Origin of the sequence: Celeribacter naphthalenivorans (assembly GCF_020524585.1) — a bacterium.
In the GTDB taxonomy this organism is placed as follows: domain Bacteria; phylum Pseudomonadota; class Alphaproteobacteria; order Rhodobacterales; family Rhodobacteraceae; genus Celeribacter; species Celeribacter naphthalenivorans.
Window position 1 is genome coordinate 17,523 of sequence record NZ_JAIVLK010000012.1, and the last position, 16,029, is coordinate 33,551.

At 51.7% G+C, this 16,029-nt stretch carries 12 protein-coding genes; 7 read left to right on the forward strand and 5 right to left on the reverse strand.

Annotated elements, in window-relative coordinates:
- A complete protein-coding gene (locus LC094_RS20905) occupies positions 1-3,381 on the forward strand; it encodes a conjugal transfer protein TraG N-terminal domain-containing protein (protein ID WP_226554740.1) in 3,381 nt (1,126 codons plus the stop codon).
- Between the two features lie 12 nt (positions 3,382-3,393).
- Here LC094_RS20905 and LC094_RS20910 read toward each other — a convergent pair whose 3' ends face one another.
- The 3 genes from LC094_RS20910 to LC094_RS20920 form a co-directional block, all read right to left on the reverse strand.
- On the reverse strand, positions 3,394-3,672 hold the full coding sequence (locus LC094_RS20910; protein WP_226554741.1) for a hypothetical protein: 279 nt from the start codon (positions 3,670-3,672) through the stop codon (positions 3,394-3,396).
- 141 nt (positions 3,673-3,813) lie between these two features.
- Positions 3,814-4,314 (reverse strand): hypothetical protein, encoded by a 501-nt coding sequence (locus LC094_RS20915; RefSeq protein ID WP_226554742.1) that lies wholly within the window; start codon positions 4,312-4,314, stop codon positions 3,814-3,816.
- A 70-nt stretch (positions 4,315-4,384) separates the two neighbouring features.
- Positions 4,385-5,149, reverse strand: coding sequence for a DsbA family protein (locus LC094_RS20920; RefSeq protein WP_226554743.1), 765 nt, complete (start codon positions 5,147-5,149; stop codon positions 4,385-4,387).
- A gap of 108 nt (positions 5,150-5,257) precedes the next feature.
- Between LC094_RS20920 and LC094_RS20925 the strand changes: the two genes are divergently transcribed.
- From LC094_RS20925 to LC094_RS20950, 6 genes are all read left to right on the forward strand, one after another.
- Positions 5,258-7,543, forward strand: a complete 2,286-nt coding sequence (locus LC094_RS20925) for a type IV secretion system DNA-binding domain-containing protein (RefSeq protein WP_226554744.1) — start codon at positions 5,258-5,260, stop codon at positions 7,541-7,543.
- Complete coding sequence (mobF, locus tag LC094_RS20930; RefSeq protein ID WP_226554745.1) at positions 7,540-10,887, forward strand: MobF family relaxase; 3,348 nt, start codon at positions 7,540-7,542, stop codon at positions 10,885-10,887. Before LC094_RS20925 ends, mobF begins: the two co-directional genes overlap by 4 nt.
- The gene (locus tag LC094_RS20935; protein WP_226554746.1) at positions 10,884-11,414 is read left to right on the forward strand and encodes a hypothetical protein; all 531 of its coding nucleotides are present in this window, start codon (positions 10,884-10,886) and stop codon (positions 11,412-11,414) included. The genes mobF and LC094_RS20935 overlap by 4 nt, the downstream gene beginning before the upstream one ends.
- Positions 11,401-12,456, forward strand: coding sequence for a lysozyme family protein (locus tag LC094_RS20940; RefSeq protein WP_226554747.1), 1,056 nt, complete (start codon positions 11,401-11,403; stop codon positions 12,454-12,456). The genes LC094_RS20935 and LC094_RS20940 overlap by 14 nt, the downstream gene beginning before the upstream one ends.
- A gap of 617 nt (positions 12,457-13,073) precedes the next feature.
- Entirely contained in the window at positions 13,074-13,847 is a 774-nt protein-coding gene (locus tag LC094_RS20945; RefSeq protein WP_226554748.1) for a ParA family protein, read from the forward strand.
- On the forward strand, positions 13,844-14,428 hold the full coding sequence (locus LC094_RS20950) for a hypothetical protein (protein WP_226554749.1): 585 nt from the start codon (positions 13,844-13,846) through the stop codon (positions 14,426-14,428). The genes LC094_RS20945 and LC094_RS20950 overlap by 4 nt, the downstream gene beginning before the upstream one ends.
- 270 nt (positions 14,429-14,698) lie before the next feature.
- On the opposite strand, the gene LC094_RS20955 is transcribed toward LC094_RS20950, so the two are convergent.
- Positions 14,699-14,902 (reverse strand): hypothetical protein, encoded by a 204-nt coding sequence (locus LC094_RS20955; RefSeq protein WP_226554750.1) that lies wholly within the window; start codon positions 14,900-14,902, stop codon positions 14,699-14,701.
- 40 nt (positions 14,903-14,942) lie between these two features.
- The gene (locus tag LC094_RS20960) at positions 14,943-15,809 is read right to left on the reverse strand and encodes a DUF932 domain-containing protein (protein WP_449727675.1); all 867 of its coding nucleotides are present in this window, start codon (positions 15,807-15,809) and stop codon (positions 14,943-14,945) included.
- Positions 15,810-16,029: the final 220 nt, after the last annotated feature.

Below are 16,029 nucleotides of genomic sequence, written 5' to 3' on the forward strand. Positions count from 1 at the left end.
ATGGAATGGGAAATTTTCACCACAGGCGGCGGCTACTATTTACAAGACGTTTTCAACATGCTTGCGGCCTATACTGCGTCAGGGAATTTTAAGAACCTTCTCGCTATTGGCTCGATCATTGGCATTGGTTGGATGTCTTTGCAATTATCAATGGGTGGGAGTATCGCTAACGCGGGCAAATATATTCTCACCATGTTAATTGTGATGATGTTCACTCTCGGGCCGAAATCTCGCGTTGTGATTATCGACAAGACCATGGGGACGATCCCGATTTATGGGATTGTCGATAATGTGCCTACTCCTGTCGCAATGCTTGGTCATTACACGTCTGCCGTGAGTTATTATCTGACTGGGCAAATGGAAACATTACTCTCCACGCCGACGGATCTCACATATCAGAAAAATGGAATGTTGTTCGGGGCCTCGCTCTTGGCGCAGGCCGCAAACTGGCGCGCCGTGAGCCCTATTATTCATGAAAATACCGTGAACTTCTTCCAGCAATGCGTGATCGACGCGACGAACCTTGGTCACATGGACGTCGAATTGATCTCTACGAGTGGGGATCTTGAAAGTGTTATCACCGCAAACATGCCTGCTTCGCTTGCCTATTACGATGTAGTTACGAAAACTACGCGGATTTGTTCGGAAGGGTGGAACGACGTTAAGACAGCCGTCAACGGCCAGGTCGATGCGGTGTTAACGCGAAAAGCCGCGAGCTATTTCCAAGGTACTACATCGACTGGCGCGGCAAATATTAACCGTCTGAAAGGTACGCTCGAAGATTTCCAAGGAATGATGGCTATGTCGTCGGCGTCATCGGTTCATACCATCAAACAGGCAATGCTTGTGAATGCGATGGATGACAGTCTGACACGTTTTATCGCGAACTCGGGCAACTCGGCCGCGATGGACATATACCAAGTGTCCCGCGCGGATATTCAAACTAGATCGAGCTATGCCGCGATTGGGGCTAATGCCGCCAAATGGGTGCCACTTCTCAAAATCGTTTTTGAAAATCTTTACTACGCCGCATTCCCAATGGCAGTCATGATGATGATGACCCCGCTCGCTCCGACCGTTTTGAAAGGTTATGCTGGTGGCTTCGTCTGGATTGCAGCATGGGAACCACTTAGTGCGATTTTGCATTCCATTGTGATCAAAGCAGCTGCTGGGTACTATCGAACCGCTGGGGCCGTCACCTCCGACGGAACAGTCAACGATGTTGTAGTTTCGTGGTCAAATCACTTCGGCATTCGAGCGGTAGAGCAAGACGTAGGCACCGTTGCAGGGTTCTTGATGATGTCAGTGCCATTTCTTGCGACGGCGATCCTCTTTGGCGCAAACAAGATGGTTGGCATGGCAACCTCTATGCTCAACGTAAGCCAGGGCGCGGCCATTGAGACCGGTCGTGAAGCTGCGACCGGTTCTATCTCTCTTGGCAATATGTCGATGAACAACTATGCCGCGAACAAGGCGAACATGTCCTCTATGCTCGACGTGAACCGACATTCTGCGGTTGCTCCAAACGGTTCTATAGTGACCCAAAACGGCAACGGCTTCATGAACTATAGTGCTGGCACTGCGGTAGGTTCAGGCGCAATGTCCGCGCAGGTCTCTAAAGCGGTACGCAGTGAGATTGCCACACGAGCAGAAGAGTCACGGACATTGGCAGAAAGTGCCGCCAATGAGCTTGGTACCTTCATTTCCAATGGTGCGTCTCAGCTTACAAGTTTTGGACAGAACGTCCTTTCTGGTAAGGGAACACAAAATGGAACCAGTTGGGATGTCACAGATCAATCCAGCCTGAGAGCAAGTGAAGCGTTTAGAAAAATCGAAGATTTCGGCAAGCAAAACGGGGTCTCGACAGAGACGGCGCTTCAGGCAGTGCTTGCTGGGAGTCTTGGCTACGGTGCAGGTGGCCCTGTTGGCCCTCAAGCAAGTGCCTCCCTTCAAGCACAAGGTGCACTGCGAGGAGTTTCCACAGAACAATTTAGCCAGCTTTCTAAAGCGGCTACTGAAGCTGGCCTTAGTGATGACCTTTCGCACATCATTACAGCCAGAGAGAGCCAAGCGACTTCGAGCTCAAGTTCTCAGCAAATCAGCGCAGGAGAGGAACGCCGATTCAGCTTGGATGAAGGTGAGCGTTTGGCGCAAACCTTCATTACCAGACAGGACGAAGCCAAAACCTTTGGCGAGGCGCTTAGTCGTATTGAAAGTGGATCGTCGAATATCGACACAAATCTCAACCAAATGATTGCAAACGAACTTCGGAGCCGAGGAGAAAACCCGCTTGAGGTTGCTCAAATTATCAATCCGCAAACGCCAGCACAAGAACAGCACAGCCGAGAGATAATCAGTGAAGTCGTCGATGATTTTGTAAACGGTTATGTTGGTTCGAAACCCATCGATCAAACCGGCAGCTATGTGGCGAATTTCAATCCATCAGATTTTGTAAAGCAACCAGCAAGAGAAGCACAGTTTATCAGCCCCGACGGAACGAGTACAAATGTAGATCTTGATGGCGAGAGATCAAAAGCAACCGCGACATATGAAACGACAAAAGGTCTCAATCATGAAGAGTCCGCAGCTCAATTCCAAGGCACAATTGAACGAAGAGAAACACTTAAGGCTGAAGCTAGCCAAACTGTAAATCAAGCTCAAAATGGTCTTGATAGAAATCCTGCGGAAGCAATGTGGGGTAGGGTCACAAATTGGCTAAACATTGATTCAGGCGAAGAAGCAAAATTGAGAGCCGCCCACCCTGAAGCATGGACCAGTCCAGGGGCCGCCATGGACTACTACGGCAGCAACCCAGATAAGTTCCAGGGGGTAGTTGGCCGCCCTTTCGTTGATGGCGACGATCTCCCCTCGTCGCCAGTAAACAACCAAGCCTCGATCTACCCGGCGCCGATGCAGCCTATGGCAATGTCTCCAAGAGACCGTGATATTGCTATTCGCACAGTTCTTGGGGAAGCCGCCGCAGAGAGTGCGGAAGGACAAGCTGCCGTTGCATTGGTTATTCGGAACCGCGTTGAAGACACGCGATTCCCAACAACAATTGAGGGTGTTGCACTGCAACATAAGCAGTTTAGCGCATGGAATAGTGACGCATCCGGAAATCATTTGGTGACCAAATATAATCCAGGTGATCCGTCCTATGAAAAAGCGGCATACATCGTCGATACTGTGATGGGCGGGCTTGTCCAAGATTTCACACAAGGAGCGACACACTACTATTCACCGGCTGGCATGAACGACTTGGTGGCAAAAGGGTATCAGAACAACGCTATACCCACCTGGCTCAGAGATGAGACAGAATCTAGGAACGCGCCTCCTGTGCGCATCGGAGGCCACGTATTTACGGGTCAGATTAAGAGTTAAAGAAGTGCTCAGTTAGCCCCGAGTGTCTTCATGCACTTGGGGCGAAACCTGCGCTTGTGGAAACATAAATTCATATTCAAAGGAACCAACAGTCATGCGGTCCATGCGAGGACCATTGACATCCGTTAGTTTTCCGGCAGGCGTGAAATACAGGATTAACGCGACAAAACCAAACCATGCGCCAAAAATAAACCATGCTGCATTTAGTGAAATACCCAGCACAAAAAAAGTCGCTGCAATCAGCGCAGCATACTTCGACATTTTCAATGATTTAATCTTTGCAGCGGACATTATTCTACCCTCATAAAACTGGGAAAAGATCTTAGCACAAAAAGAGAACAAAAAATAGCCCTTCAGAATTTTCCGAAGGGCTGTCGAAATTTCGTTGGAGGCTGCATAGCCAAAACAGTCTGAAGAGCACTTAAAAACTTGCTAGCAGCCCTTCTCGAATTTGACCTTCTCCAGCTGGCCGATCCGCTTGGCAATGAGCATAGTGTCATTGACATCCTTGAGCTGTTGAGTGCTCGATTCCTGGGACGCAAGCGCCGAAAGTGCGTTACCACCGTAGTTCGCAGCCAGAGACGCGTTGCGAATTGCGGTGGCAGAGCCTGCATTCATTATGGCGTTGCCGCCGACCATTGTGGTGCCCATTCCAACCACGCCGTTGATCAGAGACGCTTGCTGCTGCCGGGCACGCTGTTCCTTTTCGAGCACGGAGTACCGCGCGTACAGGTTTTCTACACGCTGATGAACTTCCTGACATGAAAGAGCATAATCAGCTTTTGAAGGCGGCTCATTGGCTTGCAAAAGGCCGGATACGGCCATGTTTGAAGTGGTCATGTTAGATGCCGTTCCTCCGGCGACACACCCTGCGAGCGTAAGAGATGCAATAAAAACTTTTACGACCTGAGCGAGTTCAAAAAACGGGGTCATGAGATTGATCCTTAGTTGTCAATTTTACATAAAACGAATTACGCGGCTACTGTGACCGTATGGAAACTCGTTAGTTCGTAGTTGTGATTTTGGAAATTCGGGCTTCAATGCGGGCGGCATCCATCATCCCCGAAACCACCCCGTCATTGAAAACGAATGCGGGTGTCCCGTTGATCGAAAGAGCCTGTGCCAGTTTTTTGTTTTCAATCAGCGTCGAAGTGATGTCATTTTCCTTCCCACGGGAGACAAGGGCCTCGTAATCAAACCCAGCGGCACCCACCAAAGCTGCAAGCGTAGCGGCATTCAGAGCGGAACCACGATAGTTCAGCATGTCATCGTGAAACTGCACATATGCCTCATCTCCATGTTCGGCCCGGATAGCCAGTGCAATACGGCTAGCATCCTCAGAAGTTTGACCCAAAATCGGAAATTCCTTCAGAACGAAAGAAACATCGTCGCGATTTTCGAGAATTTTATGAAGTTCCGAAGCGGCGGCTTTGCAATACCCGCATTGATAGTCAAAAAACTCAACAATTTGGATTGGTGCCGTAGGGTTTCCTTTGATCGGTGAGGAGCTGTAGAAAAGTTCCTGCTCATAAGAACGCAGACGCTCCATTTCGCGCTTGGCAAGTTTCTCTGTCTCTTGACGCTCAAGGATTGTGAACACTTCCAAAACCACTTCGGGATTGTTCAAGAGATATGCACGCACTTGGCTGCCAAACTCCTGTGTGTATTCAGGTGAGCCCGTCTGATCTTTCGAGTTTTCGGCAGCGGCAGGAAGCGCCCCTCCTATAAAGATTGCAGTTATCAGCGCTCGTTTCATCGTGAAACGCATCGAAACTTCCTTTCAATACCTAAAAACAGTTTGTATTCAAAACTCAGTATTAATGTAATACTTAGTTTTGATCCAGAAATTAGTTTTAGCACCCAAAAGGGAAGATCCATGATCCGCAAGAATCAATCCACGAAATTCGTTCGCGGAGGCCAGACAACACAACACTGGTGGCGCATGGCAGCGCAGGTCATTCGCACCTCGCTCTTTATGGCAGTTGGCGCGTTTACGATCACCTACGGGGTGCTTGTCGCGGTGAATTACGAACTGCCCTATATGCGAGAAACGTTCACGAGCTGGACGGCAAATTTCAACGTCGCATCAGGCAAGCCTGACAAAGAAATTTCCTACATGGATCACACTGGCAAGCGGCGAACACGCACCTCACAAGCGATTTCACAAGACCTTCAAATGATTGCCGTCGCCGAGGAATATTCAACCAATTCCAAGAAGTTCGCTTTTTATGCCTCGATACCTGCCGCATTTGTGCTTGTGCTAAGCGCATTGATATTCGCATGGGTAGGCCGCGGCCTTGGCGAAAATGAGCATGTGCGTGGCTCACGGCTTATCGATCAGGAGGAATTGGCCCGCTGGTCAAAGCAAAAGTGGAAGGCATATCGCAAGCGCTTCGGCCGCAATGTCAAAAAAGGTCCGCAATACACCGTGGCCTCGATTCCTTTCCCACCAAACGCCGTCGAAGCACAGACCGGAGTTTTCGGTACGGTTGGTGTCGGTAAGACCAACGCCCTCAAAGAAATGCTAATCATGATCCGTGAGCACTCCGGACGTGCGATTATTTATGACCGGATGGGCGGCCTCCTTCGCGATTTTTACGATCCCGAAACTGACATCATTATCAATCCATTTGATCAGAGGTCTGCTGTTTGGTCGCCCTTCCTAGAGGCAAATACGCCTGAAGCGTTGGCCCAGATTGCGGAAGTGATGATCCCGCAAAAACCTGGCACGAACGATCCTTTTTGGTCTCAGACCGCGCGTCTTGTCTTCGAATATGCCGCGCGGTCCTTGATCAAAGGAAAAAACCCGACAAATGCGGATCTTCGACGGGCGATTATGACGATTTCGGCTGATGAACTCGAACAACTTCTGGCCGGCACACCGGGGGCGCACTTCTTTGGAAAACACGTCGAAAAAACGTCTGCATCCATCCGCGCGAACATGATTGCAGAACTACGCTTTCTCGAATTTCTCCGTGATGATGGGGAACCTTTCTCGATCCGCAATTGGGTCAAATCGAACAAGCCTGGATTCATCTTTTTAACAGGCGATGCCGAACACTCGGCCGCAACGAGAAACATCATCTCAACAATCGTGGAAGTCGCGGCGAACGCACTGATGACATGCGAAGAAACGCGCGATCCTTCGTTGTGGTTCTTTCTCGATGAGGTGCCTTCCCTCAATCGTCTTCCCTTCCTCGTCTCCAAGTTGGCGGAAATTCGACAATTCGGCGGGGCATTCGTCCTTGGGTATCAGGTCTACTCACAGCTCGAAGACATCTACGGCGAGAAGGGTGCACAATCCATTGCCGGGACGCTGAACAACCGACTTGTTTTCAACACGCCTGATGCCCGAACCGCAAAACTGTTCTCTGAATCATTGGGCTTTGAGGACGTTCTAGAACAACGGGAAAACCTCAGCTTCGGTGCTCATGAAAGCCGCGATGGGGTGGCGTTTGTGAGCCAGCGTGTCGAGCGCCCCATTGTGACTGCTTCAGAAATCCAAGCCCTACCCCAGTTCGAAGCCTTTGTACGGTTCGCATATGATGCACCCACGGCTAAGGTGATGTTTGAGCCTGTCAGTGTGCCGCCAAAAGCCGAAAAGCTGGTCCCATATACCGGCAGCGGTTTTGATTTGGATGGGATGGACCCGAAAAAAGCCCCCTCGCCTGAAACAAGCCAAGAGTCACTATCCTCGCACTACGCCCCTGACCTTCTGAACGAAGTCGCCGAAGAACGGAAAACAAAGTTCGAAACATGGACACCTCGCCAACAGATTGACGCTTTCGAGCGCTGGCGAACGAAAGGGGCAACTCCGGCCTATGACACTTCGACGGAGCGCATGGTTGCGCCGCTCACTGGCGTACCTGACGACCTTTTATGGGACCACTACTACAGGCAGCGCTTGGAGGGCATAGAAACTCCGCTCTATCGCCTGACGCCCAACCTTGGGGCGATGGTCTCAACACGATCACATCAAAGCCCAAAGCATGAACATGAAAAGAACGTTCCCTCTTACGCGGTGACGCGCCAGCTCGCCGAACAAGGCGAAATACTGTCGGCTGAGACCGAAGAAGTGGAGTTCGACACTGCGCCTCTCTCCCCTACCCCATCAGATGACCCTCTTGAACAGGCGATGGACGAACAAGGAACACTGCTATGATGTCTGCAAGCAACGTTTCTGGAGGTGCGGCAGCGAGCGGATATTACAAAGCCGAAGGGTATTACATCGAGGGTAGCCCAGAAGCTGAAGCGGCAGCCAGCTGGTTCGGGAAAGGGGCTGAAGAATTGGCCGACAAAGGTCAGTCCGAGTTTTCGGGCCGCGTCGACGATCAAACCTTTTCAGCTATGCTTGAGGGGCATGCTCCGCCGGTCGAAAAAGATGAAAAGGGCGACTGGAAAGAAGGGCAAACACTTGGTCGCTTCGTCAATAGGGAACGACAACACAGGCCCGGAATAGACCTCACATTTTCAGCCTCCAAATCCGTGTCTATCCTAGGTCTCGTTGCGGGAGATGAACGTGTGATCGCGGCACATGACGACGCGGTGAAAGCTGCTATGAGCTACGTCGAAGATCGCTTCGTGACCACGCGCCGCGAAGTGGATGGGAAAATTGTCAAAGAGCCTGGCAAAATGGTGGCAGGGCTTTTTCGACATGACACGTCGAGGGCGCTCGATCCTCAATTGCACACCCATGCCGTCATTCAGAATATGGTTTTAAAGGACGACAAATGGACGGCCTTGAGCAATGAGGAAATATATCGGAACAAGATGCTGATCGGCGCGGTCTATCGCAATGAACTGGCAATGAACCTCGAAAAGGCCGGCTTCGATGTTAGACGACAAGGAAAAGATGGGATCACGGAAATCAAGGGCGTCTCCAAAGACTTGATGGAAGGGTTTTCGAAGCGGCGTAAAGAGATCGAGGAAACGCTGGACAAAGACAATCGCACTGCAACGGCGCAAAACAGTGCATGGGCCGCGCTCGCGTCGCGTCCAAACAAACGGCATGGTGTCGATCGCGGGGAACTTCGCGAGGCTTGGCAGCAAGAAGCGAAAGCCCTTGGTGTCTCATTAGATCAGTTGAAAGAGGTGAGCGATCGAGCCACACACTCACTTGCCACACGACTGCCGGGCGTCACAAAAAAAAACGGCATTGAAAGCGCCCTACCCCAAAACCCCGCGAACACGTTGGTCGAATATGCGATTGAGCACGTTAGCGAAAGAAGTGCTGTTTACTCTCAAGGCGACATTTTGCGCACGGCCCTCAATCGGTCTACCAAGGCCGGCATTTATCAGCTCGAAAATTCGATTATGCAAAAGGAACAGGAGGGACGATTGGTCCCCGTGCATGTGCATGATTGGAAGGAGAGAGAAGTCACGGAAACGGTACGCGGTGAAGGTTTCACTGGCAACATCGTTAAAATGGGTGCGGCACCCTACCAAAATGACCCTAAAAAGCGCGATTCCTACTTCGTCACGGTCAGCACGCCAGCGGGAGACCGAACGGTTTGGGGCATCGGCCTAGAAAAAACCCTGACAGAACAGAAAGCAATCGTCGGCAGTTCGGTTCACCTGACTGTCGGGGGCCAAACGCCTATCCAGGTCAAGAACGAAAAAGGCGAATGGGTAGAAGCGCACCGCAATGAATGGACGGCCAACGTCATCGAGCGGGAACCCAACCCCGAATCCAAAACTGTAGAACAAGAGCGACAGACTGTGCGCCTCTATACCGACGATCAAACCTTGGCGCATGAACGCATGGCGATCAGGGAGTTTCGGAAGGCTTCGAAAACGAGTGGTGTAAAGCTGTCAGCTCGGAGAAATTCGGCCGGTCTCGTCGAGAGATCAGGAGAAAAAATTCTCGAAAGAGCGCTGGCAAAGTCATCTCTGAGCGACGGCCAGAAAGAAGCGGTCATTATAGGGCTTACGGGGAAAGGTCGTTTCAGGGCTGTTCAGGGACACGCGGGGACCGGAAAAACCTACATGCTGGAAACGCTTCGATCTCATGCTGAAAAGAACGGCTATCAAATGGAAGCGCTGGCGCCTACCAACAAAGCTGTCGGAGAAATGGCGAGCGTCGCTGATACGCCAACAACCGTCGCAAGCTTCCTCTTACGAGGGGCATCCCAAACAACGGGGGACGACAAGAGCAAAACCATTCTCCTTGTCGATGAGGCGGGGATGCTCAGCACCAAAGATATGCGAGCGGTCTTAGAGGTCGCCAATGCCCAAAAATATGCCCGAGTGATTTTGGTAGGCGACACAAAGCAGCTTTCAGCTGTCAGCGCAGGTTCGCCGTTCGCGCAACTACAAAAGGCTGGTCTTCCAACGGCAATGATGACGGATATTCAGCGCCAACGGAATGAAGACACGAAAGCTGCCGTTCTCTTTGCCATTCGCGGTGAAGTGAAAGCCGCCTTCGAAAAGATCGGGGACATTCGAACACCTGGGGAAGATCGAAAAATCCCGCAGGAGATCGCTCAGACATGGCTCAACCTGCATAGCGAAGTGCGCGAAAGAACCGGCATCGTCGTGCTGACAAACAAAGTACGCGAGGCCGTCAACAAAGAGATCCGCGAAACACTGAAAGACGAAGGCCGGATCGCGCGGGAGGACATCCAGCTAAAATCATTGACACCCCTCTCCTTCACGAAAGCCGAAGCCAAAGACGCGGCGAGTTACAAAGCCGGGGACATTGTTCAATCACTCGCAAAAATCGCTGGACTTGAAAGAAACGGCCTCTACCGAGTGACCGATGAAAACGTCAAACGAAACACAATCACAGTCATGCCGGAAAAGGGTGGCGAACCTATCGAAGTGAGGCTGGGAAATGGACAAGACGCGAAAGTTGCAAGCCAACTCGTAGCATATCAGGAGACGCCACGCGAATTCGCGGTCGGGGATCGCGTAAAATTCGCGATCACGGATAAAGAAAATCGGGCAATCAATGGTCTGCGAGGACAGATTACGGAGATGTCAGACGCAGGCGTGAAGGTCAAAAGTGACAAAGGAGAAGAGATTTTCTTTCGATCCGATAGCCTTGCTGCCCGAGGTCTGGACCACACTTATGCGGCCACCGCGCACGACTTTCAGGGTGCAACCGTCGAAAAAATTATCGTTGGAATGACCGCAAATGAACATTTGAGTGACCAAAAGTCGTTCTATGTGAACATTTCGCGCGCCAAAGATACTGTCACGCTGATCACTGATAAGCCTGATGACCTTGCTGACAAGATCGAAAAGAACACGGGCGAGCGCCCTACGGCCCTCGATGCTTACCTGCAAAAGCACAAGGACGATCATGAGAAGAAAATGGCAGAACAGGCCCCCTACCCTGCCAAAGAGCAAGAACGTGATGCTGGCAACGTCTCGGAAATCCTTCAGCAACAGCAGAACAAGATGAAGGCTGCGGAGCGGTCAGACATCACCAATGACCAGACATTGAACCAAACACTCACAGAAATTGAACAGAAGCAAATTCAAAAAGAAGGACCGATTAAATGAGGAAAGACAATCTCACGGACAAATTGCGCTTCGTCCTCGGACCTGAAGCCCGAAACATTGCGCTACGAAACACTCCACCTGGGCAAGTGCCGAGCGCCGAACATCTCGAAGCCGGGATCGCGGCACTGATCCAAGACCGCACCATTGAAAAAGAAGTCAATCGACGGCTTCAGGAGGAATTCGACAAACTCAACGGACGTATGACCCAGCTGGTCACGGGACAAAATTCGGCCATGCGCGGCCTGATGATGACGGTCGGGCAAGTGGTGCGCGAGCTGAGTGTGATCCGTCGGATTATGATCATCGCAGGAGCTACGAGCAATGAACAGGCCGAACGACTCTATGAAAAAGCGGAACCTGCGCTGGTAGAACTGCGGGCAACAATGGCGCTTTGGCGTCAACGCGAAGGCTTGGAGATACCCGAATTCTCCTATGACGAAGAGACACGGGTGCTGGATCAGATGCTTCAAGCGAGCACGCTTGAGCGCGAAGAAAATGAATTGGAGCGCGACGATGACGAACGCTAAAACGGCATTTAGCCCCCGTGGCAGAGCGTGGCACAGGCGTGGCACAACATGGCACAAGAAAACTAACCCACTGAAAACAAAGAAAAACAAGAGGTGCCGGGCCTTATGGACCAAAATCGCCGAAAAAGCCTTTATTTATAAAGGCTTGAGGCTAACGGGCAGCTTGCTGCGTCAGGTGTGTAGACTTCCATCCGGCACGGATGGTCACAGGAGTGTGAAACGAAGTGCCCTCCCGCTCGACGGCGCAAGCGGCAGCTTCCCTCTTCCCCCCTTCCATCTTGGAAAATCGCGCGCTTGGATTTGGAACACCGCGACCGCGACCCTGCTTTTCATGACCCCCGCGATCGCGGTCGCAAACGGGTGGACCGAAGGGCAAAGCAATTGGACCGGCGGATCATCCTTCGAGGTAAAACCTGAGATAATCGCCCTGCCCTCGCCTGGTTCATCTTTCTATACTGCCCCTAATGATGTGTCGTCCTTTGCGAGTAAAAATTTCGCTCTCATTTCACCTGGTGGATCACAGGGACGAAAAGAATTCGTAATGCCGAAAGAAACTGATGAGCTTGGGAAAATCCGGGCCCTGATTCAGTACGCAGAAAGTTCAGCGCATGGTTATGATGCAATCCAGCATAGAGCTAAGATCAGACCGGAGAAAAAGCCCACACAGATGACATTCGCGGAAATTTTCGAATGGATTGAAGCGACACCAAATCAACAGCATGCAATTGGGCGCTACCAAATCATTCCTAAAACGCTCAGCTACCTTGTAGACCAAACAAAAGTGGATCTGGGTGTGACCTTCACTCCAGCGGTTCAAGACGGATTGGCAAATATACTGATCGTAGAAGCAGGCTATGCGGAATTTATTTCCGGCCAAATTAGCTTAGACCGCTTCATGGACAATCTTGCTGGGGTGTGGGCTGGTCTACCTCTCAAAAACGGCAAATCCGCCTATGAAGGCCTTGCGGGGAACAGTGCGACAGTGACCCGAACTTTTTACAAAGAACAGATGGTGCGAATTTTCCCCAGTAGGGCCTCATGAATGCCGATTAGCTACCCTGACACCTAAAAAGCGCCAAAAGGCCCGTATCGGCGAAAAAATGGGGGTCTGCGAGCAAGTGGCTCCCCCTACCCTACCCCATCCCGCACAGAAACGCGGGGAAGTTACCGAAATCCTTAATCAACCTCGGCACCACCGGAACTAACGCAAGCGCCGCACCACCGGAACTAACGCAAGCGCCGCACCACCGGAACTAACGCAAGCGCCGCACCACCGGAACCAACGCAAGCGACGCACCACCGGAACTAACGCAAGCGACGCACCACCGGAACTAACGCAAGCGACGCACCACCGGAACTAACGCAAGCGACGCACCACCGGAACCAACGCAAGCGACGCACCACCGGAACTAACGCAAGCGACGCACCACCGGAACCAACGCAAGAGACGCACCACCGGAACTAACGCAAGCGACGCACCACCGGAACCAACGCAAGCGACGCACCACCGGAACTAACGCAAGCGACGCACCACCGGAACCAACGCAAGCGCCGCACCACCGGAACCAACGCAAGCGCCGCACCACCGGAACCAACGCAAGCGACGCACCACCGGAACTAACGCAAGCGACGCACCACCGCACCAAACGCTTGACACGCATGAAACGCATTGGCATTTTCTACTCAGAGCATTTTGGAGAAGAAAACATGAAGGTTATCACCGCATACAGTCATAAAGGCGGCACAGGCAAAACGACCGCGCTTATGATGCTGGCCTCCGCAATCCAAGCGAAGGGTCAAACCGCATTTCTGGTTGATTGCGACCCGCACCAATCATTTGCCGCGTATCAAGCGCATAGTGGAGACAGATGGGCCGATGGGTTCGATGTCGCATACATGCATTACGAGGCAACTTCGCTTGTCGATCTCGAAACAGCTTTGGTTGAAGCCGAGGATAGCGGCAAATATGATTACTGTCTGCTTAACCTGGCCGGGGTAGACCATCCCTTTAACCAATCGTGCCTACGATATGCAGAATTGACGCTTTTGCCCTTCGCGCCTTCCGCGCTCGACCTGATGGAATTGCCCGGCGCGCTTGAAATTATCAAGGATCTTGCCGAGACTGGCGAAGTCGGCGCAGCTCGTGTTGTCCTCACAAAAATGAAAGCTAAAATGGATGCGGCTCAAAAAAGTTACATTGAGACTGCGCTAAAAGGCTTCCCGATGCTTGAAACCGAAATCAAGGACAATTCCATTTTCCGCGATTTGGTCATGCGCGGCCTCTTGGGCCGCAGCATTGAAATTTACGGACCAACCGCAACCGGCCTTGAGAAGATGGAAATTCAGCGCATGGAAGCGGCTCTTGATCAATGCAAAGATTTGCTGGCCGAAGTCGATGCAACAATTCAGGCAGAAGAGGAGGCGGCAGCATGAAGAGCAAAGGATTGCTGACAGGCAAACGACCCGATCCTCTGAGCTCTTTCAAGAAAGCACCTGTGCCGTCAGAGTTGGAGAATAGACGGGCAGCTGACGCACCTAAACCGGCGCCCGCAAGCCCTGCAACCAACAAAGCAAAGGCGGAAACAAGACCTAAACAAGTTTCGCAACCAAAGCCTGTCTCAGAACCAAAACCCACGACGCAACCTAAAGAACAATCGGTAAAAGCGAGTAAGCCCGGCACCACGACCCGCAAAAGCCTTTTTTTGGAACTCGACCAAAAGACTGTTGCGAAAATCGACCGACTGCTAGGTCAGCTGAGTGAGCAAAGTCGCACGAACGCGAAACGCACCATGATTTTGCAGTTCAGAGCTTATGTCGAAGCCAAGACACCCGAGAGGGTAATCTATTCACCTGCGGAATCTACAAAGTATCGTATTGATATTACTGTAAACGACGAGCTGAAGTCCAAAATTCTGAATGTTGAGGCGCAAAGCCCATTCGAGCCTGATGGAACAGTCCTTGCCCGCTACTATGCTTCACATTTTGCGGACTTCATCGAGGCGATAGCCGAGTAATTTAAAAGGGAAGGGGCCAGGAGGCCCCTTTCTTCTTTATATCAATTTGAGTTTCATCCGCTCAATCCTTCGATGAACGCTCAGCCCGATATGCCATGAAAGCCTGACGGTCCAAATGTGCAAACGCCAAATTACTTTTGTCCGCAAGGTGACGGAGATCACAAAGCGCATATTGAATAAGCGATGCAGCGTCGCCGTCACAATCTGGGTACGCTTCACAAAGCGCCGCGAAAATTTTGGCCGATTGATTATCAGGGACGTTATTTGACATCATGCGTCCTCGCTTTCGATCGGGTAAGCCGTGATAACCGATTTCTCGGCCGGAAATTTTACAAAGAGAATTTCAACGCTTTCGTTAGTATTGGTGCAACTCCGAATGCCAACAAGTTCGTTGTGCTCTTCGCCCTCGTCGTCCGACCAATTTGCAAACACATCATGGGTTTTAAACCCAGACTTCATGACTTTTCGCCCCATGTCTTTGGCTCCTGATTTTGATGTGGGGGGGGAAGGCCGCTTACGCGGCGGCCTTCAATTCTGCCATGCGCTCTGTGAGCATCCACATTGCGCGATTGAGGGTTTTGGATTGATCGATCCCTTTCACCTCGCGCGTGGTGCGGCGTGCGATCCGGCCCTGAGCGTCTCGGATACGGCCACGCAACCCGCCTTTGATGGTGTTTTCCTGCACCACGTTAAAGGCGGACCAAAGATCGGTGCCACGGTCTGCGTGACGGCGTGGCGACAACAGGTCGGAGGCTTTGACCGGGGCGTCTTTGGCATCCTCGCCATAGGCTTCAGGAAAGCGCAGCATGTGAGCCGCATCGGCCAAAATCTGGCGCTCGCTGTCCTGCAAGGTGATGGATTTGAAACGCTCGACCTGATCGGCAATGATCGGCGCGTCTTCAAGCACGGTGTATGCGCCTTCGATGACTTCATGGGCCGCATTTCCGCTATGACGGACTTTCACATCGTTGAACGTGTCACCAACCATGAGGCCATTGGCACAAACAAAGCGGAAAAAACCGGGGATCATCTGGTAAGACGATGTACCGTCATTTGCATTCACCAAAATGATCTCGAACGCTTCACCTTCGGCGTTGGTGATCGAACGGTGGCGCAAGCGCAACATGTGCTTGGTGAACGCCTCTTTCCCCGCGATACGGGTGCGGGCTTGCTGGGCAAAGAACGGGTCAAAACCTTCGACGCGCAACTCGTCCAGAACTTCGATGGTTGAGATAGGGGCGAAACGCTCCGAACGGCTTTCATGTGCCTCGCTGGCAAAGATCGACGGGACATGGGCGCGCAGCTCTTCGTTACTCAAGGCTTCACCGGATGCAAAGCCGCCGTTGGACATACCGCGCATATAGCGATTCATGTAGCTCATAATCTACTTTCCTTCTGTGGTGATGGTGGGGGCCTTTCCGGCCTCTCCTTATGCATTAACATTACTGTATTGCGACGACCTAAGCCAATGTTTTATTTGCTTTTTTCATGAATTGTTTTCTTGCAATGCTCTTCCCTGTGCGTTTGCTTCGAACCTTGAGCTTGGGAGCACAAACGGGCCGCCGCGCGGCCCAAACAAACATGGACCGCCTGACCCAAAG

Bases quoted from the DNA above. Each gene is read 5' to 3' on its own strand.
- LC094_RS20905 (WP_226554740.1), top strand. From the start codon at position 1: ATGGAATGGGAAATTTTCACCACAGGCGGCGGCTACTATTTACAAGAC.
- LC094_RS20910 (WP_226554741.1), bottom strand. From the start codon at position 3,672: ATGTCCGCTGCAAAGATTAAATCATTGAAAATGTCGAAGTATGCTGCG.
- LC094_RS20915 (WP_226554742.1), bottom strand. From the start codon at position 4,314: ATGACCCCGTTTTTTGAACTCGCTCAGGTCGTAAAAGTTTTTATTGCA.
- LC094_RS20920 (WP_226554743.1), bottom strand. From the start codon at position 5,149: ATGCGTTTCACGATGAAACGAGCGCTGATAACTGCAATCTTTATAGGA.
- LC094_RS20925 (WP_226554744.1), top strand. From the start codon at position 5,258: ATGATCCGCAAGAATCAATCCACGAAATTCGTTCGCGGAGGCCAGACA.
- mobF (WP_226554745.1), top strand. From the start codon at position 7,540: ATGATGTCTGCAAGCAACGTTTCTGGAGGTGCGGCAGCGAGCGGATAT.
- LC094_RS20935 (WP_226554746.1), top strand. From the start codon at position 10,884: ATGAGGAAAGACAATCTCACGGACAAATTGCGCTTCGTCCTCGGACCT.
- LC094_RS20940 (WP_226554747.1), top strand. From the start codon at position 11,401: ATGACGAACGCTAAAACGGCATTTAGCCCCCGTGGCAGAGCGTGGCAC.
- LC094_RS20945 (WP_226554748.1), top strand. From the start codon at position 13,074: ATGAAACGCATTGGCATTTTCTACTCAGAGCATTTTGGAGAAGAAAAC.
- LC094_RS20950 (WP_226554749.1), top strand. From the start codon at position 13,844: ATGAAGAGCAAAGGATTGCTGACAGGCAAACGACCCGATCCTCTGAGC.
- LC094_RS20955 (WP_226554750.1), bottom strand. From the start codon at position 14,902: ATGGGGCGAAAAGTCATGAAGTCTGGGTTTAAAACCCATGATGTGTTT.
- LC094_RS20960 (WP_449727675.1), bottom strand. From the start codon at position 15,809: ATGAGCTACATGAATCGCTATATGCGCGGTATGTCCAACGGCGGCTTT.